Source organism: Ottowia sp. (genome assembly GCF_035325765.1).
Lineage (GTDB): Bacteria > Pseudomonadota > Gammaproteobacteria > Burkholderiales > Burkholderiaceae_C > Ottowia.
In genome coordinates this window covers 22,094-41,782 of the sequence record NZ_DAOKZG010000010.1, presented here as the reverse complement: position 1 = coordinate 41,782, position 19,689 = coordinate 22,094, and the positions used below count along the sequence as shown (strand labels likewise).

The following is a 19,689-nucleotide window of genomic DNA, read 5'->3' as shown; positions in this document are numbered from 1 at the left end:
CCTGCGGGCCGGCCTGGGCGCACGGTACGACGCGCGCACGGGTGCGTCAATGCCTCCTTCAGATCATCGGCAGGTGGTGCGGCTTGCGCCCGCGCGGAAAGGCGGCGTCGATGCGGAGCAGTTCCGCCTCGCTGAGCACCAGGTCGCCCGCGCCGGCGTTGTCCTCGGTGTGCGCCGGCGTGGACGACTTGGGGATGGTGAACAGCCCCGGCAGGCGCATCAGGAAGGCCAGCGCCACCTGGCGCGGCGTGGCGCCGTGGGCGGCGGCGATCTCGGCCAGCACGCGGCCGCCGGCGCTGGCGGCGGCGGGAAAGCCGTCGTGGCCGAACGGGCTGTAGGCCACCACCGCCACGCCGTGGCGCTGGCACCAGGGAATGACGGCGTGCTCGATCGCGCGCTCCTGCAGGTGGTAGAGCACCTGGTTGCAGGCGATGCGGCCCGGGCCGGCGACGTCCAGCGCCTCCTGCAGGTCGCCCTCATCGAAATTGCTCACGCCCCAGTCCAGGATCTTGCCGTCCTGCTGCAGCCGCTCGAAGGCGTCGAAGGTCTCGGCCAGCGGGTGCGCGCCGCGCCAGTGCAGCAGGTAGCAGTCCAGCCGGTCGGTGCGCAGTGCCTTGAGCGAGCGCTCGCAGGCGGCGATGGTGCCGCGCACGGACGCGTTGGAAGGCAGCACCTTGGAGACCAGGAACACCTCGTCGCGGCGACCGGCGATGGCCTCGCCGACCAGCGTCTCGGCGGCGCCGGAGCCATACATCTCGGCCGTGTCGATGTGCGTCATCCCCAGGTCCAGCCCGCGTTGCAGCGCGGCGATTCCCTGCTTGCGGCTGCCGGCGTCGAGATACCAGGTGCCCTGGCCGATGACGGAGACCTCGCGCCCGGTGGATCCGAAGCGACGCTGTTGCATGGCGGGTTCCTTTCTGTTCCTGTGCTGCGTGCCGGCTCGCCCCGATTGTTCGACTTCGTGTCGCCTGCGACAATGCCCAGCACGCGCTCGCGCCCGGAGTCGAGGCGCGCGCCTGCAGGCCAAGGAGCTGGATCATGAGCATACCGGTTGAACTGCCACGGCTGGGCGAGACGCTGGCGCGCTTCGACTTCGCCTATCTGCTCACCCATGGCGGCGAGGGCGCGCCGCGGGCGCTTGCCGTGCGCCCGGTGCTGCGCGAGGGCGTGCTGTGCATCGACGGCGTCGGCGAGCGCATGCGCAACAAGGCCGAGGCGCATCCGGCCGTCGGCCTGGTGTGGCCGCCGCAGGCGGAAGACGGGTATTCGCTCATCGTCGACGGCGAGGCCAGGGTGGTTGACGCCCAGGTGCGCGTGACGCCCTCGCACGCCGTGCTGCACCGGCCGGCGCCCAAGGCCACGGCCGGACAGGGTTGAAGGCGCGCTGTCGCAGCACGCCACGGGCAGGGCTGCCAGAATGGCCGGCATGAACTGGATCCACCTCGTCGCCGTGCTGGCCCTGCTCGAATACCTGGCATTCACCGTGCTGACGGGCCGGGCGCGTGTCAAGTACAAGATCAGGGCCCCGGCAACGTCCGGGCACGAGATGTTCGAACGCGCCTACCGCGTGCAGATGAATACGCTGGAGCAGCTGGTGGTGTTCCTGCCGGTGCTGTTTCTGGCGGGCCGGTACTGGCCGCCCGCGGTCGTCGCCGGCGTGGGTGCGGTGTTCCTGCTGGGCCGCGTGCTGTATCGCCATCAATACGTGAAGGATCCGGCCAGCCGCGCGCCGGGCTTCATCCTCACCCTGCTGCCCAACGCGGCTCTGCTGCTGGCAGCGCTGCTGGGCGCGCTGCGCGGCGCGGCGGCATGAGCGCGCAAGGAGGACGGACGTGAGCCAAGCCTACGTGGTCGGCCACATCAAGGTGCGGGACGGCCAGAAGTGGACCGAATACCAGTCGCGCGTGCCGGCAACCCTGGCGCCCTGGGGCGCCGAACTGCAGTTCCGCGCCCGGCAGGCGGCGGCGTTCTCGGGCGAGCTGCCCTATACCGACATCGTCGTGATCCGCTTTGCCAGCCTCGCCGACGCGCAGGGCTGGTTTTCCTCGGCCGCCTACCAGGCACTGCTGCCCCTGCGCACGCAGGCGGCCGACGTGCTGCTGCATGCGTACGAAGCCTGACGGGTCACGACTTGTTGTCGCACGGTAAAGCCTGGTAAAGCCGGTCGGCTGCGGGACCGAGTGACCCGTTGTCGTGGGTGTGCGCTGCCGTACCTGCATTTGGCAGTCGGCTGCTTGCAAACGTCTCGAAAGCCGCATGAGCATTGACCTTGGCCGCTGCGACTGGGGCCACCGGTCGGGCGAGGGCACATGCAGCTGGCGCAGGTGAGTTGAAGCGGCCATGCGGTTCGGGCAGCGCATCGGAAAGGAGCCGACCATGAACAGACTTTCTGCCATCACGCTGGCGCTCGCGGCTGTGCTGGCCGCCACGGGCGCGCAGGCGCAGGCGACCGTGAATGCGCGCGTGCTCGCGGCCACCCCCGTGTATGAGAACGTGCCGGTGCAGCAGTGCGCGCCGGCTGGCTACGGTGGCTACACGAACGGCGCCGGCGCCGCGATCGGGGCACTGCTGGGCGGACTGATCGGCAGCCAGTTCGGCAGTGGCAGCGGCCATGCCGCGGGTGCCGTCCTGGGCACGATCGGGGGCGCCTTCCTCGGCAACGCGGCCGAGGCGCAGCAACGCGGCCATTCCGGCGGCGGCTGCGATACCGCTTACGAGACGCACCTGACCGGCTACGACGTGACCTATGAATACGGCGGCCGCCAGTACCAGACCCGCACGGATCGCGCCCCGGGGCGCTGGCTCCAGGTGCCGGTCGCGGACGCCTACGGCGGTGGCTATGGTGCACCGGCGCAGGCCTACCCGGTGGCGCCGCCGCCAGTGGGCGGATATCCGTTACCCGGTCATCCGGCTGCGGGTGCGCCAGTGGTGACCGCCCCGACTGGCGTGGTGGGCGGAGGCGCCTATCCGCATGCCGTACCGGCCGGCGCGGCTCCGGCGCATGCGGCTCCCGCCTACGCGGAGCAGGTCGTGCGCGCGCCGGCCTATGTCACGCCGGTGGGGATCAGCCTGTCGGCGGGCGGCGGCGCCGGCCGCCATGGGGGCTGGGGCGTGGGCGTCGGCGATGCGTGGTGAGGCGGCGGATCGCCGTCAGAGGCCGTGCAGCGCGCGACGCAACCGCGCGACCTCCTCGATCAGGTCCGCGGTCAGCGCCGCCAGTTGCGGGTCGGCATCGTAGGTCCGTTCCAGTTGCACGATGCGGCGCGCGCGCATCACCGTGGTGCTGGCAAAGCGCCACTCCACCGCGCGTTCGCCCTGTGCCACCTGCAGCGTGCCGGCTTCGACGTGGCGCATCACCCATTCGGGCGTGACGCGGCAACACACGGCAAGCTCGTGTAGCGTGAGCGCTGCATCGCCCAGCAACTCGACCTGGCCGGGCGGGACGGGAATCGGCGGGTTCGGCATCTCGTTCGTCTCCATCGTTCAGCCCAGATCCGGCAGCCGGCTGTGCCGGCCCGACCGGTGAACGCAGTCGAAGGGGTCAAGATCAATGTTCATGCGGGTTTCCGGGCATTCACGAGCGGTCGGCTGCCGGGTTGGGGCTCAGGCGCCGCGCGGGTCGAAGCCGGGGTAGGCCTTGCCCAGGCCCTCCCAGGCGGCCTTCTGCTCGGGCGTGATGGCGCCCGGCACGGCGATGTCGAGCACCAGGTAGAGGTCGCCCGGCGCACTGGCCGACGGAATGCCGCGGCCCTTCAGGCGCAGCTTGCGCCCGCTGCCCGAGCCGGGCGGCACGCCGACCTCGACCGCCACGCCGTCGGGCGTGTGGGTGCGCACCTGGGCGCCGAGCGCGGCTTCCCAGGGCGTGACGCGCAGGCGCTGGCTGACGTCGCGGCCATCGACCTGCCAGCGCGCATCGGGCGCGAAGCGCACCTCCAGCAGCAGGTCGCCGGCCGGTCCGCCGCCGATGCCGGGGCTGCCCTGGCCCGCGAGTCGGATGAGCTGGCCTTCCTTCACCCCCTTGGGGATCTTCACCTGCAGCGTGCGCTCCTCGGGCACGACGTGGCCGCTGGCGTCCAGCCGCGCGCTGCGCAACGTGATCTGGCGTTCGGCGCCGCGGTAGGCGTCGATCAGCCCGAGCTCGATGCGCGCGTGCTGGTCCTCGCCGCGCATGCGTGCCTGCGTGCCGCGACGCGCCTGGGTACCGGCCTGGGCGCGACCGAACATCTGCTCGAAGAACTCGCTGAAGTCGCCGCCGCCGCTGCCGCCGCCGTCGCCGAACTCGTAACCGGCGTTCCAGCCGGGCGGCGGCCGCACGTCGTCGCCCGAGCGCGCGCCGGCGGCCCAGGCCTGGGCACCGACGGTGTCGTAGGCGGCGCGCTTTTCAGCGTCGCCCAGCACCGCATAGGCCTCGTTCACCTCGGCCATGCGCTTCTCGGCATCGCTTTCCTTGCTGACGTCCGGGTGGTACTTGCGCGCCAGCTTGCGGTAGGCCTTCTTGATGGCGTCCGCGCTGGCACCCTTGTCGACGCCGAGGATCTGGTAGTAGTCCTTGAATTCCATCGGATTCCTGCCGTGTGGACGCCGCTGGCCGGCGCCCGATCGTCCATAGGATGAGGTCAATGCGCCGACTTTGCAACCGCCGGCAGCGGCGCGCGCCGGTTCACCAGCACGATGCCGAGCGCCACCAGGGCCAGCCCCGCCAGCAGGCCGGGGCTGACCGGCTCGCCCAGCCACAGCACGCCGGTGACGAGGGCGAACAGGGGCGTCAGGAACACGAAGGCCGAGACCCGGGTGGCCGGGTAGTGCACCAGCAGCCACATCCAGGCCAGGTAGCTGGCAAAGGCCCCCACCAGCACCTGCAGCAGCACCGAGGTCCAGGCGAAGGCGCTCCAGTCCCAGTTCCAGGCTTCACCCAGTCCGAGCGACAGCAGCGGCAGCAGCGCCGTGCTCGCTGCCACCTGGTAGAACAGCGTCTTTTCGGGCGCCACGCGCACCAGCACGCTGGCGCGGATCGTCACCGTCGTCAGTCCCCACAGCGCGCCCGCCAGCAGGCCGAGCGCGTCGCCCTGCCAGCTCACGCGCGGGTCCGGCTGCAGCAGGCCGTCGCGCAGCGCGACGGCGACGCCGGCAAAGGCACACAGCAGACCCAGCCACTGCAGCGCGCGCAGGCGCTCGGCCGGCACCAGCAGGTGCAGCAGCAGCGCGACCCAGAACGGCGAGGTGTAGAGGAACACCGTGATGCGCGAGGCGGTGGTGTGCTGCAGTCCCAGGAACAGGGCGGCGAACTCGGCCGCGAACAGCAGCCCCGCCAGCAGCCCGGCCCAGAGCGTGCCGTCGCGCTTGAACAGGCGCACCCCGCGCCAGGCGCACCAGGCCCAGAGCATCAGGGTGGAGCCGGCAAAGCGCACCGCGGCCTGGAAGATCGGCGCCAGCTCGGGCAGCGTCGCCTTCACCAGCACCTGTTGCACGCCCCAGAACAGGCAGCACGCCAGCAGGATCGAACTGGCCAGGCCGTCCAGGTGGTCCTTGCGCGCGATCGGGGGCATGGGGCGACCTGCGGGTGCGTGCGGCGCGGTTCAGGGACGCGCCGCGGCCGGGTGCGCGCGCAGCTCGTGCTCGGTGTAGTAGCGCCCGCCGTGGAACAGCAGCGGCCGCGCCCGCGGATCGTGGTCGCAGTGCTCGACCAGACCGACGAAGATCACGTGGTCCCCTTCGGCGTAGCGGCTGCGGTTGGCGCACTCGAAGTGTGCCACCGCGCCCTCGATCAGCGGCGCGCCGGCCACGCTGCGGCGCCAGGCCACGCCCTCCCAGCGATCGCGCCCTGGCGCGGCGAAACGCTCCGCCAGCGCCAGCTGGTCGGCTGCCAGCACGTTGATCGCGTAGTGCGTGCCGGCGCGAAACGCGGCCATCGAGGCCGAGCGGTTGCTCAGGCTCCACAACACCAGGGGCGGGTGCAGCGAGACCGAATTGAAGGAATTGGCGGTCAGCCCGACCGGCTGGCCGCGCCCACCGCACGCGGTGACGATGGTCACGCCGGTGGCGAACATGCCCAGCGCGGCGCGGAACTGGGAGGCCGAAAAGGCGGCGGTGGCGGCAGCGGCGGGCGGTGACATGAGGCGGGGCCATGATAGCAAGCGCCCCGTGCGCCTGCACCGCACGGGCTGGCTTACCATGCGCCCATGCCGCTGCCGACCTTCACCACGCTGGGCCATGGGCCGCTGGTGCTGATGCTGCACGGTTCGGGCGGCGGCTTTCGCGCGTTCGCGCCGCAGGTCGAGACCCTGGCCAGCCTGGGCTGGCGCGCCGTCGCCTGGGACATGCCGGGCTACGGCTACAGCCCGCCGATCGAACCCTATGCCTTCAAGGGCCTGGCTGAGCGCTGCAGCGCGCTGATCGAGGCCTTGCAGCCCGGCGGTGGCGGCGTGATCCTGGTTGGCCAGGGCATGGGCGGCATGGTGGCTCAGGAGGTGGCGGCGCGCCGCCCCGACCAGGTGCGTGCCCTGGTGCTGGTGGCCACCAGCGCTGCCGTGCCGGCCGGCGAGGCCTACGCGCGCCACATCGCCGACTGCCTCGACTGGCTGGCGGCCGGCCACGACATGGAGGCGATCGCCGAGCTGCGCCTGCCGCGCATGGTCGGCCCGGCAGCCCTGCCCGAGGGCGTGCGCCTGGCCGCCTTCTGCCAGGGCCAAGCGCGCGCCGCCACCTGGCGCCGCGCGCTGGCGGCGATGCGCGACTTCGACCGGCGTGCCGCGCTCGCGCACCTGGCCGTGCCCACCCTGCTGGTGGCGGGCGCGCAGGATCGCCTCACGCCGCCGCCGCTGCTGCGCGACATGGCGGCAGCCATCGCCGGCAGTCACTACCTCGAGCTGCCCGGCGTCGGCCATCTGCCGCACCTGGAGGCGCCAGACGCCTTCGACGCCGCCCTGCTGGACTTCCTGCGGGCGGCGCCCCCGGTGCAGCGGCACTGAGCGCCGCGCTTGCAGCGCTACGGCGCCACAAGCCTTGGCACGCGGGCCGCAGCCTACAATCGGCGCTGGTCACCACGGCCCTGCCGCGGCGGCGCGGGGCCGTTCATGCAGCATCCACAGCAAAGGACATACTCCGTGAATCAGGAACAGTTGAACAAGATCGCCAGGGGCCAGGGTTTCATCGCGGCGCTCGACCAGAGCGGGGGCAGCACGCCCAAGGCGCTGCGCCTGTATGGCATCGACGAGTCGGCCTACCAGGGCGACGATCAGATGTTCGACCTGGTGCACGCCATGCGCACGCGCATCGTCACCGACCCGGCCTTCAACGGCCAGCGCGTGATCGGCGCGATCCTGTTCGAGATGACGATGGATCGCCAGTTCGATGGCGTCGACGCCGCTACCTACCTGTGGGAGAAGAAGCAGGTGGTGCCGTTCCTGAAGGTGGACAAGGGCCTGGCCGCCGAGGCCGATGGCGTGCAGCTGATGAAGCCCATGCCCGGCCTCGACGCGCTGCTGGCGCGCGCGCGCGCCAAGGGCATCTTCGGCACCAAGATGCGCTCGGTCGTGAACGGCGCCAACCCGCAGGGCGTCGAGGCGGCGGTGGCGCAGCAGTTCGAGGTCGGCAAGCAGATCCTGGCCGCCGGCCTGATGCCCATCCTCGAGCCCGAGGTCAACATCAAGGCCGCCGACAAGGCGCAGGCCGAGGTGCTGCTCAAGGCCAGCATACTCAAGCACCTGGACACGCTAGCCGACGGCCAGCAGATCATGCTCAAGCTCACCCTGCCCAGTGTCGACGGCTTCTTCACCGAGCTGGTGCAGCACCCGCGCGTGCTGCGCGTGGTGGCGCTGTCGGGCGGCTATACGCGTGCCGAGTCGAACCAGCTGCTGGCGCGCAACCCCGGCGTCGTCGCCAGCTTCAGCCGCGCCCTGACCGAGGGCCTGACGGCGCAGCAGAGCGACGCCGAGTTCCACGCCATGCTGGACGAGTCGATCGAGTCGATCTGCCAGGCGTCGATCGCGAGCTGACGGCTTGGGTGGTCACGTGCCGCTTCCCGCCGGCGCTGCACGACTGCGTCGCCGGGTTCAGCGTTCCACGACCCCGAACAGCGCCCGCACCAGGCGCCACAACAACCACAGCAGGCCGATCGGCACCACCACGGTCTGCAGCAGGAACACCGCCAGCAGCCGCACCAGGTCACCCACGGCCTGGCTGACGGTGGCCTTGATGCGCGCGTAGACGGCGCCCAGGTCCGGCAGGCGCGGCGCCAGGCGCTTGAGGCGCTCCAGCACGCCCTCGTCCGCGCGTGCCGCGTTCTCGGCCTGCGGCAGCTCCTGTTTCACCACCTCGCCGGCGTTCGTGAGCGCGGTTTGTGCGGCCGCGTAGTCGCGCGCCATGAAGGCGTGGTACACGGCCTCGTTGCCCAGCCCGATCAGCGGCGCGCCGAAGCGCAGCAGCAGCAGGGCCATCAGCAGTGGCGCCAGGCGCCGCAGCGCGCGACTGCTTTCGCTCACCGTGGGCGCCGCGGCCTGCCAGCGCAGTGCCAGCCAGGCCACGAGCACCACGCTCAGCACGGCCGACAGCAGCCAGTGCGCGCCCATCGCCAGCAGCACCAGGTGCACGCCGAACACCACGCTGGCCGCCAGCATCAGGGTCGAGAACTGCTCGATCAGGTCGCTGATCGGCTTGAGTGCCTGGCCGGGCGCCAGCGCCACGCCCACGCCGGCTGGCTGCAGCGAGAGTTCTGTTCCCTGCACGGCGGCGACGGCCGCGCCGAGGGTGCGCGCCGCCGCGTAAGTGGTCAGCGCGCGCGTCAGCCCGGCCTGCACCTCGCGCCTGGCAACGGCGTCCGGCGGCACCAGCCAGGTGCCGGTGAGCACCACCAGCGCGATCAGCAGCAAGCCCACGCGGCGCAGCAAGGGAGGGGTCATGTGGCAAGCATAGTCGCTGCCTGTCGCACAATTCGGCTCTCCGATCCTGCCGCCCGAGAGCCTTCACTTCATGACCGCCGCCCTGCACACCAGCACCTTGCACAGCCTGCCCCTGCTCGCGCGCGGGAAGGTGCGCGACAACTACGCCGTCGGCGCCGACCGCATCCTGATGGTGGCGAGCGACCGCATCAGCGCCTTCGACGTCATCATGGACCAGCCGATCCCGGGCAAGGGCCAGCTCCTGACGCAGATGGCGCTGTGGTGGTTCGGCCAGCTCCAAGACATCGTGCCGAACCACCTCACAGGCGAGTCGCCGGAAAGCGTGGTCGCGCCCGACGAGGTCGCGCAGGTCGCCGGACGCAGCATGCTGGTGCGCCGCCTGAAGCCCCTGCCGATCGAGGCCGTGGTGCGCGGCTACCTGGCGGGCAGTGGCTGGAAGGAATACCAGCAGGGCCAGTCGGTCTGCGGCGTGCAACTGCCGCCGGGCCTGAAGAACGCCAGCAAGCTCCCCGCGCCGATCTACACCCCGGCCGCCAAGGCGGCGCTGGGCGAGCACGACGAGAACATCACCTACGAGCGCACGGTCGCCATGGTCGGCCCCGAACTGGCCGTGCGCATTCGCGACGTCAGCCTGCGCCTGTACCGGCGTGCCGCCGACATCGCACTGGCCAAGGGCATCATCATCGCCGACACCAAGTTCGAGTTTGGCCTCGACGCCGCCGGCGAACTGGTGCTGATGGACGAGGTGCTCACGCCCGACTCCTCGCGCTACTGGCCGCTGGACGGCTGGGCCGAGGGCACGAACCCGCCCAGTTTCGACAAGCAGTACCTGCGCGACTGGCTGGAGCAGGCGCAGGTGGGCGGCCAGCCTTGGAACAAGCAGGTGCCGCCCCCACACCTGCCGGACGAAGTCATCGAGGCCACGGCAGCGCGGTATCGCGAGGCGCTGCGGCGGCTGGTGGGCGAAGCGTAGGGCAGCCGGCGCTGGCTGAATCCTGGTTCCGCAGTGCTCGAACCTAAATCCGGCAGTTGACCGCTGATCGTCGTCTTGAAACCCGCATGAGTGTTGGCTGCGGCTGCACTGCTGAGGTTCACCTGCTGGGTGAGAGCGCTATGCGCCTACCAGCACCACCCGCGCCACGCCATGCTGCGTTGCTCGTCGTTGCGCACACCAGTGCGCGGCCTCCTCGCGCCTTGCCCGGCACGTCGCGGGCGGCACTCGCAGGCACATTCAACTGCCGGATTTAGGTTGAAGCGCGGCGGGGGCGCCCATCCTGCCGGGTGCAAGCCTGCTTCAGGCTTCCTGGCCGAGCACCGCCGCTTAGCGCGAAATACTGCACTAGCCGTTCGGCGGGTTCCAGGTTCGCCGCCAGCTCGGACGGCAGGGCGTGGTGCTCGATCAGCGCCGCGGCGGGGGTGAACAGCACGCTCACTTCGCCGGACCTTGCCTCGCTGACCAGCAGCTTCAGCGGCAGGTCGACGCCGACGGCGGGATTCGCCAGCATCAGCGGCGTCCCGGCCTTTCAACCCTGCGACCGGTCGGGTGCCGGCGCCAGTGCCTTGCCGCGTCCCACGGGCAGGCCCGACAGGATGACGCCGACGCTGGTCAGCGCCAGCACGGCCAGCGGCCCGAGCGGACCCAGCGCCTGCAGCGCACCGGCGCCCCACAGGATCAGCGCCGCCAGTCCGTAGCCGACGGACTGCGACATCGCCGACAGCTTGCCGGCCGCGGCGAGGTCGCCGGCGCGCAGCGCCATCAGGCTCAGGGCGACGACGAAGGTCGTGCCCGTGGCCAGCCCCAGCACCAACACCCACAGGCCGACCCAGGCGGGCGCGAGGTAGATGCCGCCCACGGCCAGCAGCGCCGCGGCGCCGGGCAGCGTCGCCGCCAGCCGCTGGTCGCCGCCGGCTCGCATCAGCACCGGTGCCACCAGGTTGCCCACGGTGCCGGCCACCTGCAGCAGCAGCATGTGCCAGCCGGCAGTGGCCAGCGCCACGCTCAGCGCCTGCTCGACCGAAGGCAGCCAGGTCAGCGCGACGTAGAACACGCTCGACTGCAGGCCCATGTAGAGCGACAGCTGCCAGGCCAGCCGGCTGCGCCAGATCGGGGCGGCGGCTGCCGCTGCTGCCGGCCCCGGAGCGGTGCGGCCGGTCGGCGGGCGCGCGGTGTGGTGGGCGCGGTGCAGCCAGAAGGCGGTGGCAACCAGGGTCAGCAGCGCCCAGGCGCCGAGCGACAGGCGCCAGCCGAGCGGCGAGCCGTCCGCCAGCGGCACGGCCAGCGCGGCCGCCAGCCCGGCAAACAGCCCGAGGACGGCGACGTAGATGCTGGTGATCAGCGCCGTCGACTTGGGAAAGCGCTGCTTGACGAGCACCGGCACCGTGACGTTGCCGACCGCGATCGACGAGCCGACCAGCACCGTGCCGAGCCACAGGTTGGCCTCGGGGCCGGGCCAGGAGCGCCACACCGTGGCCACGGTCAGCACCGCCAGCGCGCCGGCGGTCGTGCGCTCGACGCCGAAGCGCGCCATCAGCGGCTGCACCGCGAACGACACCAGGCCGAAGCAGGCCAACGGCAGCGCGCCCAGGATGCCCAGGCTCGACGGCCCCAGCCCGAGGTCGGCGCCGATCATCGGCATCACCGGCCCGATCGCGGTGATGGCCGGCCGCAGGTTGATGGCCACCAGCAGCAGGGTCAGCAGCGATACCAGGGGCGTGCCTGTGTTCTTGGTCTTGTGGTTCAAATCCGCCCGTCCCGTGCCGCCTGGCACCCGCGCACTCGCTGGTGCGCCATCACGCGGGTGTCTGGATCGTAGCGCACGGCGGGACGGGTCGTCCGCGCCACCGCCGCGGCAGCCGGCTTCAGCCGGGCCAGTAATGGCTGTCCGGCAGCGTGCGCGAGCCGAAGATGGCCTGGCCGACGCGCACCACGGTGGCGCCTTCCTCGATCGCGATCTCGTAGTCGCCCGACATGCCCATCGACAGGCCGTCCAGCTGGGCGCCGACCGGCGCGTCCTGCCGCAACGCGTCGCGCAGCGCGCGCAGACGCGCAAAGCAGGCGCGCACCCGGTCCGCGTCGGCCGAGAACATGGCCAGCGTCATCAGGCCACGCACGCGCAGCGCCGGGTAGGCTCCGAGCGCGCGCAGGAACGGTCCGGCTTCCTCGGGCGGCAGGCCCCACTTGCTCGCCTCGCCCGAGGTGTTCACCTGCACGAAGACGTCCAGTCCCCGGCCCGCGGCCTGCAGGCGGCGCTCCAGCGCCTCGGCCACGCGCAGGCGGTCGAGCGCGTGAAACTCGTGCGCGAAGCGGGCCACCAGCCGGGCCTTGTTGGTCTGCAGATGGCCGATGACGCACCAGCGCAGGTCGGCGAGGTCCGCCATGGCCTCTGCCTTGGCCGCCAGCTCCTGCGGCTTGTTCTCGCCCAGTTCGCGGCAACCCGCCGCGTAAGCGAGGCGGATGTGCGCCTCGTCGATGGTCTTGCTCACGGGCAGCAGCCGCACCTCGGCGGCGTCGCGTCCGACGCGCGCGCAGGCGGCGGCGATGCGCGCATGGACGGCGGCCAGTCGTTCGCGGAATTCGGCGACGTTCTGCGCGTGCGGGTAATGGCCGTGCAGCTCGGCGTGGGGCTGGGTATCCAGGGGCGGCTGCGCCTCAGCGGACCTGCTCATGGCCCCACTCCACCCACGCCATCAACGCCGCCACGTCGCTCGTCTCCACCGTGGCGCCGCACCAGATGCGGATGCCGGGGGGCGCTTCCTTGTAGGAGCCGATGTCGTAGGCCACGCCTTCGCCTTCCAGCAGCCTGGCCAGAGCCTTGACGCGCTCGGGCGGCAGGTCGAGCGAAAGGCAGACGCTGGTGTTGGAGCGCGTCTCGGGCGTGCGGGCCAGGAACGAGATCCATGGATGCGTGGCGACGAAGTCCTCGATCACCTTCAGGCTGGCCTGGCTGCGCGCGATCAGGCCGGGCACGCCGCCCTCGCGCTCGCACCAGTCCAGCGCGTCCAGGTAGTCGGCCACGCAGAGCATGCTGGGGGTGTTGATGACGTCGCCCTCGAAGATGCCTTCCATGAGCTTGCCGCCGCTGGTCATGCGGAAGATCTTGGGCAGCGGCCAGGGCGGGGTGTGGCTTTCCAGCCGTTCGACGGCGCGCGGACCCAGGATCAGCATGCCGTGCGCGGCCTCGCCGCCCAGCACCTTCTGCCACGACCAGGTGACGACGTCGAGCTTGTGCCAGGGCAGCTCCATGGCAAACACGGCGCTGGTGGCGTCGCAGATCACGAGGCCGGCGCGCTCGTCGGGGATCCAGTCGCCATCGGGCACGCGCACGCCGCTGGTGGTGCCGTTCCAGGTGAAGACGACGTCGTGGTCGAAGTTCACCCGCGACAGGTCCGGCAGCTCGCCGTAGCCGGCCTCGTGGCGCGTGACATCGGGCAGCTTGAGCTGCTCCACCACGTCCTTGATCCAGCCGGCGCCGAAGGACTCCCAGGCCAGCATGTCGACCGGGCGCGGACCGAGCAGCGACCACAGCGCCATTTCCACCGCCCCGGTGTCGGAGGCGGGCACGATGCCGATGCGGTAGCCGGCCGGCAGGCCCAGGATGCGTGCCGTGTCGCGGCAGGCGCGGCCGAGCAGCTCCTTGCCCAGCGCCGAGCGGTGCGAGCGCCCGAGCGCGCGCAGGTCGAGCTGGCTGACGTCGTAGCCCGGGCGCTTGGCGCACGGCCCGGAGGAAAAATTGGGAACGCGGGGCTTGCGGGAGGGCTTGGCGGTCATGCTCGAAAGGCGGGATGGAAAGGGCAACCGGTCATTCTAGGCGCCGGCCCCGTCGCATTGCGCCGTGTCCGGACGTGCCAACGGGCGCTGCGGGAGCCGCCCACACTCCTAGAATCAGCCGCCATGACCTTCATCGAGCAGTTGCGCCACGCCCAGGCGCAGAACGATTCCCTGCTGTGCGTCGGGCTGGACCCGGAGCCGAGCCGCTTCCCGGACGGCGTGGCGCGCGACGCGGACGGCATGCTGGCCTTCTGCCTGGCGATCGCGCGCGCCACGGCCGACCTGGTGTGCGCCTTCAAGCCGCAGATCGCCTATTTCGCGGCGCGGCGCGCGGAGGCGCAGCTGGAGCGCCTGATCGAGGGCCTGCGCGAGCTGGCGCCCCAGGTGCCGGTCATCCTCGATGCCAAGCGCGGCGACATCGGCAGTACCGCCGAGCAGTACGCACGCGAGGCCTTCGAGCGCTATGGTGCCGACGCGGTCACGCTGTCGCCCTTCATGGGCTTCGATTCGATCGAGCCCTACCTGAAGTACGAGGGCAAGGGCGCCTTCCTGCTGTGCCGTACCTCCAACCCAGGGGGCGGCGATCTGCAGGCCCAGCGCCTGGCCGACGCGCCCGGGCAGCCGCTGCTCTACGAGCACGTGGCGGCGCTGGCGCAGGGGCCCTGGAACACCAATGGCCAGCTCGGCCTGGTGGTGGGCGCCACCTATCCGCGCGAGATCGAGCGCGTGCGCGCGCTGGCGCCCACCGTGCCGCTGCTGATCCCCGGCGTCGGCGCGCAGGGCGGCGACGCCGTGGCCACGGTGCGCGCCGGCTGGCGCGCCGATGGCCCGATCGTCGTCAACAGCTCGCGCGCCATCCTCTACGCCGGCAACGGCGCCGACTTTGCCGAACGCGCACGGACGGCAGCGCAGGCGACGCGCGAGCAGCTCAACGCGGCGCGCCCTTGATGCTCCGGTAATCGGAGCTATTCGCGCTTGATGGGTGCGCGCTGGAGCCTGATTTCTCTTCAGCAAGTCGCTGGCTTGAGGCGGATCACCGACCGTTAGTGCAATGTTTCGGGCTGTCAGGCACTTATAGAAGCCAGAAAAAGGCTCGCGGCGGCGTTGTGGTTCTTGCCAAGGCCGCTAGTAGCATTGGCCGCGAACCGCGCCTTGCCGCAAGCCTTTTTCTGGCTTCCCGCCGGGCGAGCCGCCAAGGGGCCATCTGCCTTGTTGCGCGGCCTTGACATGGGCCCACCATGTCTGTGGCCACGCGCCGCGCAGCTGGCCCCTTGGCGACTCGCTATAGGTATCTCACGGCGCGAAACACTGCAGTAACGATCCCCCGCCAGAGCCGGGGGCCTCCTTCGGTAGCTAGCGGAACGCTTTCGCAAGGTGCCGAAGCCGCCGCGCATACAGCGTTTGCCCTCGGCACTTGGGAATCAAGATGTCCTGACATTTCCACTCCCGTGCCCTATGGCTCAGAGGTTTCGAACGTGCCCATCGCGGCGCTTCCTTTCGTGTGCTTGTCGGCTCACGCTTGGCAGTCTCTATGGTGCTCTACGGTGGACACCCCTCAAACGTCAGACTTCTGCTGCCTCCCTGGCAGAGCCGGGGGCCTCCCTTGGGAGCCACCACAATGCCGACACCACAAGGCTGCGCCGACCCGTCCGAATGCTCCACCAGCGCACCCTTGGATCACAAAACTGGCCTATTTGACGAACTAAAAAATCGCCGCATTTAGCGTCGTTGTGCTTCTTCATTGCAACACATCAATATCTATGATAAAATTAAACTTATAGCCACGTATTTGACGAAGGAATCAGCCCATGAAAGCGCAGATCAATGGCATCAAGACGCTCGAGAATACGAGCAATGAGAAGCGAGAAAAGTTCGTTAAGCTAGCCCAAAGCCGAACCGTGAACGCCATCAAGGCGATCCGGGTGATTGGCAAGCTGGGCAACAAGTCACACTATGAGTACGACGAAAAGGACGTAAAGAAGATCGTCGGGGCGCTCACCAAGGAGATCGAGGCACTAAAGGCCCGCATGGCCGACCCGAGCGGCAAGGCCGAGGTCGAGTTCTCGCTCTAAGCTCCGAGAGAGCGGGATCACAGCACCACTCCCACCATCAACATCATCGCCAAGCGCGTCGTCACTGGCGCGACGTAAGACCATGCGTGACATTGAATTGCTACAGGCCCTCCTGGCATCTGAGACCGAGGACGCCGTGATCAAGGTTCTAGAGGTCCGCGGCCTGCTCGACGAGAAGGTCCGGGCGACACGATGGAAATATCTCGGCAACATGCCGAACAACCAGTCGATCGTGCTGAACCAGCAAAGCACACCCGCGGCCGCGTTGGTCGAGAAGTTCACCAACGCGCAAGATGCGCTGCTGCTGCGCTACTGTAAGGCGGCGGGCATCGATCCTCGCAGCGCTGCGGCGCCGATCACGATGTCCGACGCGGTGGATAAGTTCCTGGGAGCGAAGGCTGAGGCCTTCAGTAACCCGGACGACAACAAGGCGCGTGCGGCCCGCAACGCCTACGCTGAGGAGCACCTGGTTCTCTACGCGACAGGCACGAAGTCTCGCCCGTCGCTGTCCCTCTACGACGCCGGTGAGGGTCAGCTGGCCGAGAACTTCTCGACCACGTTCTGCTCACTAATCTATGGCGACGCCAACGGCTCGTATAAGGGTGCCATCCAGTTCGTGCAAGGCCGCTTCAACATGGGCAGCAGCGGTGTGCTGCCGTTCTGCTCGGAGAAGCACAAGTTGCAGCTAATCGTCTCTCGAGTGCCCAGCGACGTGGTGGGCGGGGACGCGCACGAATGGGCCTTCACGTTGTTGTGCTTCTTCCCATCGGCGCAGAACCCCTCGTGGCACTACCTGCTCGGCGAAGACGGCGAAGTCATGACGGCGGGGACCGCACCGATGGCGCTGCTCCCGCGTTCCGGCGCCAAGTCTGGAGAGCTCACTCCGCCGCGCGAACGCAAGGTGTCGTCCGGCACACTGATCAAGATGTACGACTTCAAGGCACCTCTGTCGAACATCTGCGGCGAGCTGTACCGGAAGATCGAGGAATTCCTGCTGAGGCCGCCCCTGCCGCTGCGCGTCATCGAGTGCCGAGAAGGCTACAAGGCCAACGTGATGCGCAACACGGTCTGGGATCGCCTCGTGACGTGGAAGGACCGCATGGAGCCCGGCTTCGAGAATGGCGCCAGCGTGTCCGTGCAGTTGCAGACCGGCGAGACGATTCCGGTCGAGATCTACGCCTACAAGGCGGTCAAAAAGAACGGCGGCGAACTGCAAGACGATCCCGACCGGCAGACGGGTCTGCGCGCCTTGATCAACGGCCAGTCGCACGCGAAGCGCGATACGCAGTTCTTCAAGACTCAGGCCGTGGACAAGGAGTACATCGCCGGCAGCATGCTGGTGCTGCTCGATTGCACTAAACTGACGCAGTCCTCGCGCAATGCGCTGTTCATGAGCAACCGCGAGACGTTCCGCGACGATCCGCTGCTGCAGGACCTGTTCAAGAAGATCCAGCGTGAGCTGAAGCAACATGAGGGCCTTAAGGAGCTGAACGACAAGCGGTACGCCGACAAGGTGAAGGACGCGGTCAGCGACGACGACGGCGTCAAGGCGCTCGAAGAGCTGTTGATCAGCGGCCCCGATCTCGCCGATCTGTTCGGAACGATGAAGCCGGGCAAGGCGGGGGCGAGGATCGTTGGCGACGGCCCGGGCGGAGTGCTCAATGAGCCGGTGAAGCCCTTCAAGGGCGTGCAGTACCCGAGCTACTTCAAGCGCAGGGATGGCTCGACGATGGTCGAGGCCGAGATCGAGCAGGGGGAGCTTGGCCGCGTCTCGTTCCTCACTGACGTACGTAACGACTACTTCACGCGCAAACGCGTGCGGGGGCAACAGTCCTTTTCCGGCGACATCGTCCCGACGACCCGATTGTTCAATGGGCGCTACACGCTGACCTTCGCCCCCGACAGGAAGCTGCCCGTCGGGGCGAAGCTCAGCTGCCAGGTCACGATCACCGATAGCAAGGGCAGTGGCCCGTTCAATCTCGACGTGCAGCTCGCCGTGATCGCGCCCGTCGCAAAGGAGTCAAAGAAGGCAAAGCCTCCCAAGCCGCCCAAGGCCTTGACTGCGCCTAGCCGTCCGAACATCAAGGATGTGAAGAAAGGCCCGGACGCGCCGCCGCTGACGATTGAGAAGGATTCCAAGAGCGACCGGCTGGAGCTTCTGCTGAACGTCGAGTCGTCGTACCTGGCTCAGGCCAAATCAATGCGGGAGCCGGAGGAAGCCGCGGCGGTTGATTTCGTGTTTAAGTACGGACTCGCTCTCACGGCCATGGGCCTGATCGACGCCGCGAAGAAGACGCCGAAATGGGAGAAGGAGCAGGCCGCGTGCCGCGAGCATATCCAGCAAACGATTACCGGGATCGCGCGCGTCATCGTGCCGCTCTGCCTCTCGCTGCCCAGCAAGCTACCAAAAAAGAAGGCAAAGCTCGTCGCCGTGGCGTGATGGTGACCTCGCTGCAGCGGCGGTAGCTTCGCGCTACGCGCCCCGCCTGCGGTGAAACAGCACCACTTCCTGGCTGCCGTTGGTCCTGCCGCGCTGATCGGCGTACCAGCGCCGGTTCGGCACGGTACGCCATAGTCTCCCGTCCGAGGTGTCGGTCCCGCTCGGCAGCAGACACTCATCCAGCCCAACATCGTCGGCTACCGAAAGGTAACGTGATAGCTGCCATTCTGGCTTCGAGAATGCGACGACCTGCACGATCATGGTGTCGCGGTCGCACAAGGCAGCAACTGATTGCAGGGACGCCTTGAGGTTGGCGAAGTAACTGTTCAGCTCCTTCGTGCGCGCACCCATCGTGTAGTAGGCCGCGCCGTCGCCGTCGAGCCGATTCGCGATCCAGAACGGCGCGGGCGTTTCCTTGCGACCGTCAACCTGCCAGCGGTGATAGAGGACATGCACGCCGGGGTACGGCGGCGACGTGACCACCAGGCGCGGTCGTCGGCCGTCGGCGAACGTAGCATCGCTCTCCAGGCCCTTCGTCGTGCGGTTCAGACACGTGATGTCCGTGAAGCCGTACCCTGAAGCCAGGATCGTCTGCCGCAGCTCTCGCGCGCCTTCGATCATTGCGGTGGCGTCGGTCACCAGCATGGCGCGGAAGTCGGCAATGCTGGGCAGCTTTTTGCGGCCGTTCAGGGCCCATTGCGAAGTACGCAGCAGTACGCAGCGCGCGAAGTCCTCCAGCCGCTTCGGCTTCAGCTTGCTCGCTGTCGCCATTGCCTGCACGATCGCCTTCTTGAGGTGCCAGTTCGCCGCACTATCGAGGTGCTTGGTGTAGCCCGCTTCCTCGTAGTACGCGTCGATCGCCACTGGCTTGCACGTGTTGTTGCCTTCGGCGATGCCCTCGCACCAGCGCTGCAGCTTGGCCAGGTCGCGGTCGCTGTAGATCGCCGTCTTCACCTCGCTGACAAACGTTGCGAGCGCGCTGATGTCCGTGCCGACAGCATGGCGGCCGCTAACCATTGCTTCCACAAGCGTCGTACCCCCACCAACGAACGGATCGAGCACGAGATCACCAGGCTCGGTGAAGGCGTCGATAGCGGCGCGGACCAGCTTTGGCGAGAAGCGCGCCGGATACCGATAAAAGTTGTGCGTCAAGCCAGCGATCGGCGACGTGTCCCGCGCCGCATCGATCAGCCTGGCCAGGCTCTCCGGGTGACCGCGGACGAATGGTGTAGTGACCATGATGGGTCTACCCCTTCTGTGCTAGCAACGGCCAACGGTCGCTGATGTACTTTTCTGCGGCGTCGCGAATGACCCATCCCACGGACACCTTCTGCTGGTCCGCGATCTGTTCCAGGGTCGCCAGAAGCTCGGGTGGAAAGCCGACCGACATGCGCTTCATGCGCCTCAAGTCGTCTACCTTCGCCTTGCGTTTAGTGGCCATGGTGAAGTTACGGAGTAATGTTGCACCACTTTACACCACTTTGGTGATCCGTAGTGACAAGGTTTCCTCTG

General features: G+C 69.0%; 21 protein-coding genes and 1 pseudogene. 10 read left to right on the top strand and 12 right to left on the bottom strand.

Going from position 1 to position 19,689, the window contains the following annotated elements; translation table 11 throughout:
• Positions 1–58: 58 nt before the first annotated feature.
• The gene (locus tag PKA16_RS05650; protein WP_324401249.1) at positions 59–904 is read right to left on the bottom strand and encodes an aldo/keto reductase; all 846 of its coding nucleotides are present in this window, start codon (positions 902–904) and stop codon (positions 59–61) included.
• A 134-nt stretch (positions 905–1,038) separates the two neighbouring features.
• On the opposite strand from PKA16_RS05650, the gene PKA16_RS05645 reads away from it, so the two are divergent.
• The 4 genes from PKA16_RS05645 (at position 1,039) to PKA16_RS05630 (ending at position 3,135) form a co-directional block, all read left to right on the top strand.
• Entirely contained in the window at positions 1,039–1,377 is a 339-nt protein-coding gene (locus PKA16_RS05645; protein WP_324401247.1) for a hypothetical protein, read from the top strand.
• A 49-nt stretch (positions 1,378–1,426) separates the two neighbouring features.
• Positions 1,427–1,813, top strand: a complete 387-nt coding sequence (locus tag PKA16_RS05640) for an MAPEG family protein (protein ID WP_324401246.1) — start codon at positions 1,427–1,429, stop codon at positions 1,811–1,813.
• 19 nt (positions 1,814–1,832) lie between these two features.
• On the top strand, positions 1,833–2,120 hold the full coding sequence (locus PKA16_RS05635) for a DUF1330 domain-containing protein (RefSeq protein ID WP_324401244.1): 288 nt from the start codon (positions 1,833–1,835) through the stop codon (positions 2,118–2,120).
• A 256-nt stretch (positions 2,121–2,376) separates the two neighbouring features.
• A complete protein-coding gene (locus tag PKA16_RS05630; protein ID WP_324401242.1) occupies positions 2,377–3,135 on the top strand; it encodes a glycine zipper 2TM domain-containing protein in 759 nt (252 codons plus the stop codon).
• A 15-nt stretch (positions 3,136–3,150) separates the two neighbouring features.
• On the opposite strand, the gene PKA16_RS05625 is transcribed toward PKA16_RS05630, so the two are convergent.
• The 4 genes from PKA16_RS05625 to PKA16_RS05610 all read right to left on the bottom strand — a co-directional run bounded on the left by PKA16_RS05625 (position 3,151) and on the right by PKA16_RS05610 (position 6,113).
• The gene (locus PKA16_RS05625) at positions 3,151–3,465 is read right to left on the bottom strand and encodes a MerR family transcriptional regulator (RefSeq protein ID WP_324401241.1); all 315 of its coding nucleotides are present in this window, start codon (positions 3,463–3,465) and stop codon (positions 3,151–3,153) included.
• A gap of 138 nt (positions 3,466–3,603) precedes the next feature.
• Complete coding sequence (locus PKA16_RS05620; protein WP_324401239.1) at positions 3,604–4,560, bottom strand: DnaJ C-terminal domain-containing protein; 957 nt, start codon at positions 4,558–4,560, stop codon at positions 3,604–3,606.
• Between the two features lie 56 nt (positions 4,561–4,616).
• Positions 4,617–5,546: a DMT family transporter gene (locus PKA16_RS05615; RefSeq protein WP_324401237.1), complete on the bottom strand. Its 930-nt coding sequence runs from the start codon at positions 5,544–5,546 to the stop codon at positions 4,617–4,619.
• Between the two features lie 30 nt (positions 5,547–5,576).
• Entirely contained in the window at positions 5,577–6,113 is a 537-nt protein-coding gene (locus PKA16_RS05610; RefSeq protein ID WP_324401235.1) for a flavin reductase family protein, read from the bottom strand.
• A 66-nt stretch (positions 6,114–6,179) separates the two neighbouring features.
• Here PKA16_RS05610 and PKA16_RS05605 point away from each other — a divergent pair, with 66 nt between their 5' ends.
• Both PKA16_RS05605 and PKA16_RS05600 read left to right on the top strand, forming a co-directional pair.
• A complete protein-coding gene (locus tag PKA16_RS05605) occupies positions 6,180–6,968 on the top strand; it encodes an alpha/beta fold hydrolase (RefSeq protein WP_324401233.1) in 789 nt (262 codons plus the stop codon).
• Between the two features lie 135 nt (positions 6,969–7,103).
• Positions 7,104–7,994, top strand: a complete 891-nt coding sequence (locus tag PKA16_RS05600; RefSeq protein ID WP_324401231.1) for a fructose bisphosphate aldolase — start codon at positions 7,104–7,106, stop codon at positions 7,992–7,994.
• A 57-nt stretch (positions 7,995–8,051) separates the two neighbouring features.
• Here the strand turns inward: PKA16_RS05600 and PKA16_RS05595 are convergent, their stop codons facing one another.
• Positions 8,052–8,897 (bottom strand): hypothetical protein, encoded by an 846-nt coding sequence (locus PKA16_RS05595; RefSeq protein ID WP_324401229.1) that lies wholly within the window; start codon positions 8,895–8,897, stop codon positions 8,052–8,054.
• 70 nt (positions 8,898–8,967) lie between these two features.
• On the opposite strand from PKA16_RS05595, the gene PKA16_RS05590 reads away from it, so the two are divergent.
• Positions 8,968–9,870 carry a phosphoribosylaminoimidazolesuccinocarboxamide synthase gene (locus tag PKA16_RS05590; RefSeq protein WP_324401227.1) on the top strand — a complete coding sequence of 301 codons (903 nt, stop codon included), beginning with the start codon at positions 8,968–8,970 and terminating at the stop codon, positions 9,868–9,870.
• A gap of 271 nt (positions 9,871–10,141) precedes the next feature.
• Here the strand turns inward: PKA16_RS05590 and PKA16_RS05585 are convergent.
• The 4 genes and pseudogenes from PKA16_RS05585 to PKA16_RS05570 form a co-directional block, all read right to left on the bottom strand.
• A pseudogene (locus tag PKA16_RS05585) lies at positions 10,142–10,408 on the bottom strand (DUF302 domain-containing protein); the annotation flags it as partial.
• Positions 10,409–10,420: 12 nt separating this feature from the next.
• Positions 10,421–11,638, bottom strand: a complete 1,218-nt coding sequence (locus PKA16_RS05580) for an MFS transporter (protein WP_324401225.1) — start codon at positions 11,636–11,638, stop codon at positions 10,421–10,423.
• Positions 11,639–11,756: 118 nt separating this feature from the next.
• Positions 11,757–12,563, bottom strand: a complete 807-nt coding sequence (locus PKA16_RS05575; protein ID WP_324401223.1) for a YggS family pyridoxal phosphate-dependent enzyme — start codon at positions 12,561–12,563, stop codon at positions 11,757–11,759.
• Positions 12,547–13,665, bottom strand: coding sequence for a phosphoserine transaminase (locus PKA16_RS05570; protein WP_324401222.1), 1,119 nt, complete (start codon positions 13,663–13,665; stop codon positions 12,547–12,549). Before PKA16_RS05570 ends, PKA16_RS05575 begins: the two co-directional genes overlap by 17 nt.
• A gap of 123 nt (positions 13,666–13,788) precedes the next feature.
• Here PKA16_RS05570 and pyrF point away from each other — a divergent pair, with 123 nt between their 5' ends.
• The 3 genes from pyrF to PKA16_RS05555 all read left to right on the top strand — a co-directional run bounded on the left by pyrF (position 13,789) and on the right by PKA16_RS05555 (position 18,177).
• Positions 13,789–14,613 (top strand): orotidine-5'-phosphate decarboxylase, encoded by an 825-nt coding sequence (gene pyrF / locus PKA16_RS05565; protein WP_324401220.1) that lies wholly within the window; start codon positions 13,789–13,791, stop codon positions 14,611–14,613.
• A gap of 860 nt (positions 14,614–15,473) precedes the next feature.
• Positions 15,474–15,737, top strand: coding sequence for a hypothetical protein (locus PKA16_RS05560; protein WP_324401218.1), 264 nt, complete (start codon positions 15,474–15,476; stop codon positions 15,735–15,737).
• Between the two features lie 82 nt (positions 15,738–15,819).
• Entirely contained in the window at positions 15,820–18,177 is a 2,358-nt protein-coding gene (locus PKA16_RS05555) for a hypothetical protein (RefSeq protein ID WP_324401216.1), read from the top strand.
• A gap of 33 nt (positions 18,178–18,210) precedes the next feature.
• Here PKA16_RS05555 and PKA16_RS05550 read toward each other — a convergent pair whose 3' ends face one another.
• Together PKA16_RS05550 and PKA16_RS05545 are read right to left on the bottom strand one after the other, a co-directional pair.
• Positions 18,211–19,416 carry a DNA methyltransferase gene (locus tag PKA16_RS05550; protein ID WP_324401214.1) on the bottom strand — a complete coding sequence of 402 codons (1,206 nt, stop codon included), beginning with the start codon at positions 19,414–19,416 and terminating at the stop codon, positions 18,211–18,213.
• A 7-nt stretch (positions 19,417–19,423) separates the two neighbouring features.
• On the bottom strand, positions 19,424–19,618 hold the full coding sequence (locus PKA16_RS05545) for a ribbon-helix-helix protein, CopG family (protein WP_324401212.1): 195 nt from the start codon (positions 19,616–19,618) through the stop codon (positions 19,424–19,426).
• Positions 19,619–19,689: the final 71 nt, after the last annotated feature.

Bases quoted from the DNA above. Each gene is read 5' to 3' on its own strand.
- PKA16_RS05650 (WP_324401249.1), bottom strand. From the start codon at position 904: ATGCAACAGCGTCGCTTCGGATCCACCGGGCGCGAGGTCTCCGTCATC.
- PKA16_RS05645 (WP_324401247.1), top strand. From the start codon at position 1,039: ATGAGCATACCGGTTGAACTGCCACGGCTGGGCGAGACGCTGGCGCGC.
- PKA16_RS05640 (WP_324401246.1), top strand. From the start codon at position 1,427: ATGAACTGGATCCACCTCGTCGCCGTGCTGGCCCTGCTCGAATACCTG.
- PKA16_RS05630 (WP_324401242.1), top strand. From the start codon at position 2,377: ATGAACAGACTTTCTGCCATCACGCTGGCGCTCGCGGCTGTGCTGGCC.
- PKA16_RS05625 (WP_324401241.1), bottom strand. From the start codon at position 3,465: ATGCCGAACCCGCCGATTCCCGTCCCGCCCGGCCAGGTCGAGTTGCTG.
- PKA16_RS05620 (WP_324401239.1), bottom strand. From the start codon at position 4,560: ATGGAATTCAAGGACTACTACCAGATCCTCGGCGTCGACAAGGGTGCC.
- PKA16_RS05615 (WP_324401237.1), bottom strand. From the start codon at position 5,546: ATGCCCCCGATCGCGCGCAAGGACCACCTGGACGGCCTGGCCAGTTCG.
- PKA16_RS05610 (WP_324401235.1), bottom strand. From the start codon at position 6,113: ATGTCACCGCCCGCCGCTGCCGCCACCGCCGCCTTTTCGGCCTCCCAG.
- PKA16_RS05605 (WP_324401233.1), top strand. From the start codon at position 6,180: ATGCCGCTGCCGACCTTCACCACGCTGGGCCATGGGCCGCTGGTGCTG.
- PKA16_RS05595 (WP_324401229.1), bottom strand. From the start codon at position 8,897: ATGACCCCTCCCTTGCTGCGCCGCGTGGGCTTGCTGCTGATCGCGCTG.
- PKA16_RS05590 (WP_324401227.1), top strand. From the start codon at position 8,968: ATGACCGCCGCCCTGCACACCAGCACCTTGCACAGCCTGCCCCTGCTC.
- PKA16_RS05575 (WP_324401223.1), bottom strand. From the start codon at position 12,563: ATGAGCAGGTCCGCTGAGGCGCAGCCGCCCCTGGATACCCAGCCCCAC.
- PKA16_RS05570 (WP_324401222.1), bottom strand. From the start codon at position 13,665: ATGACCGCCAAGCCCTCCCGCAAGCCCCGCGTTCCCAATTTTTCCTCC.
- pyrF (WP_324401220.1), top strand. From the start codon at position 13,789: ATGACCTTCATCGAGCAGTTGCGCCACGCCCAGGCGCAGAACGATTCC.
- PKA16_RS05560 (WP_324401218.1), top strand. From the start codon at position 15,474: ATGAAAGCGCAGATCAATGGCATCAAGACGCTCGAGAATACGAGCAAT.
- PKA16_RS05555 (WP_324401216.1), top strand. From the start codon at position 15,820: ATGCGTGACATTGAATTGCTACAGGCCCTCCTGGCATCTGAGACCGAG.
- PKA16_RS05550 (WP_324401214.1), bottom strand. From the start codon at position 19,416: ATGGTCACTACACCATTCGTCCGCGGTCACCCGGAGAGCCTGGCCAGG.
- PKA16_RS05545 (WP_324401212.1), bottom strand. From the start codon at position 19,618: ATGGCCACTAAACGCAAGGCGAAGGTAGACGACTTGAGGCGCATGAAG.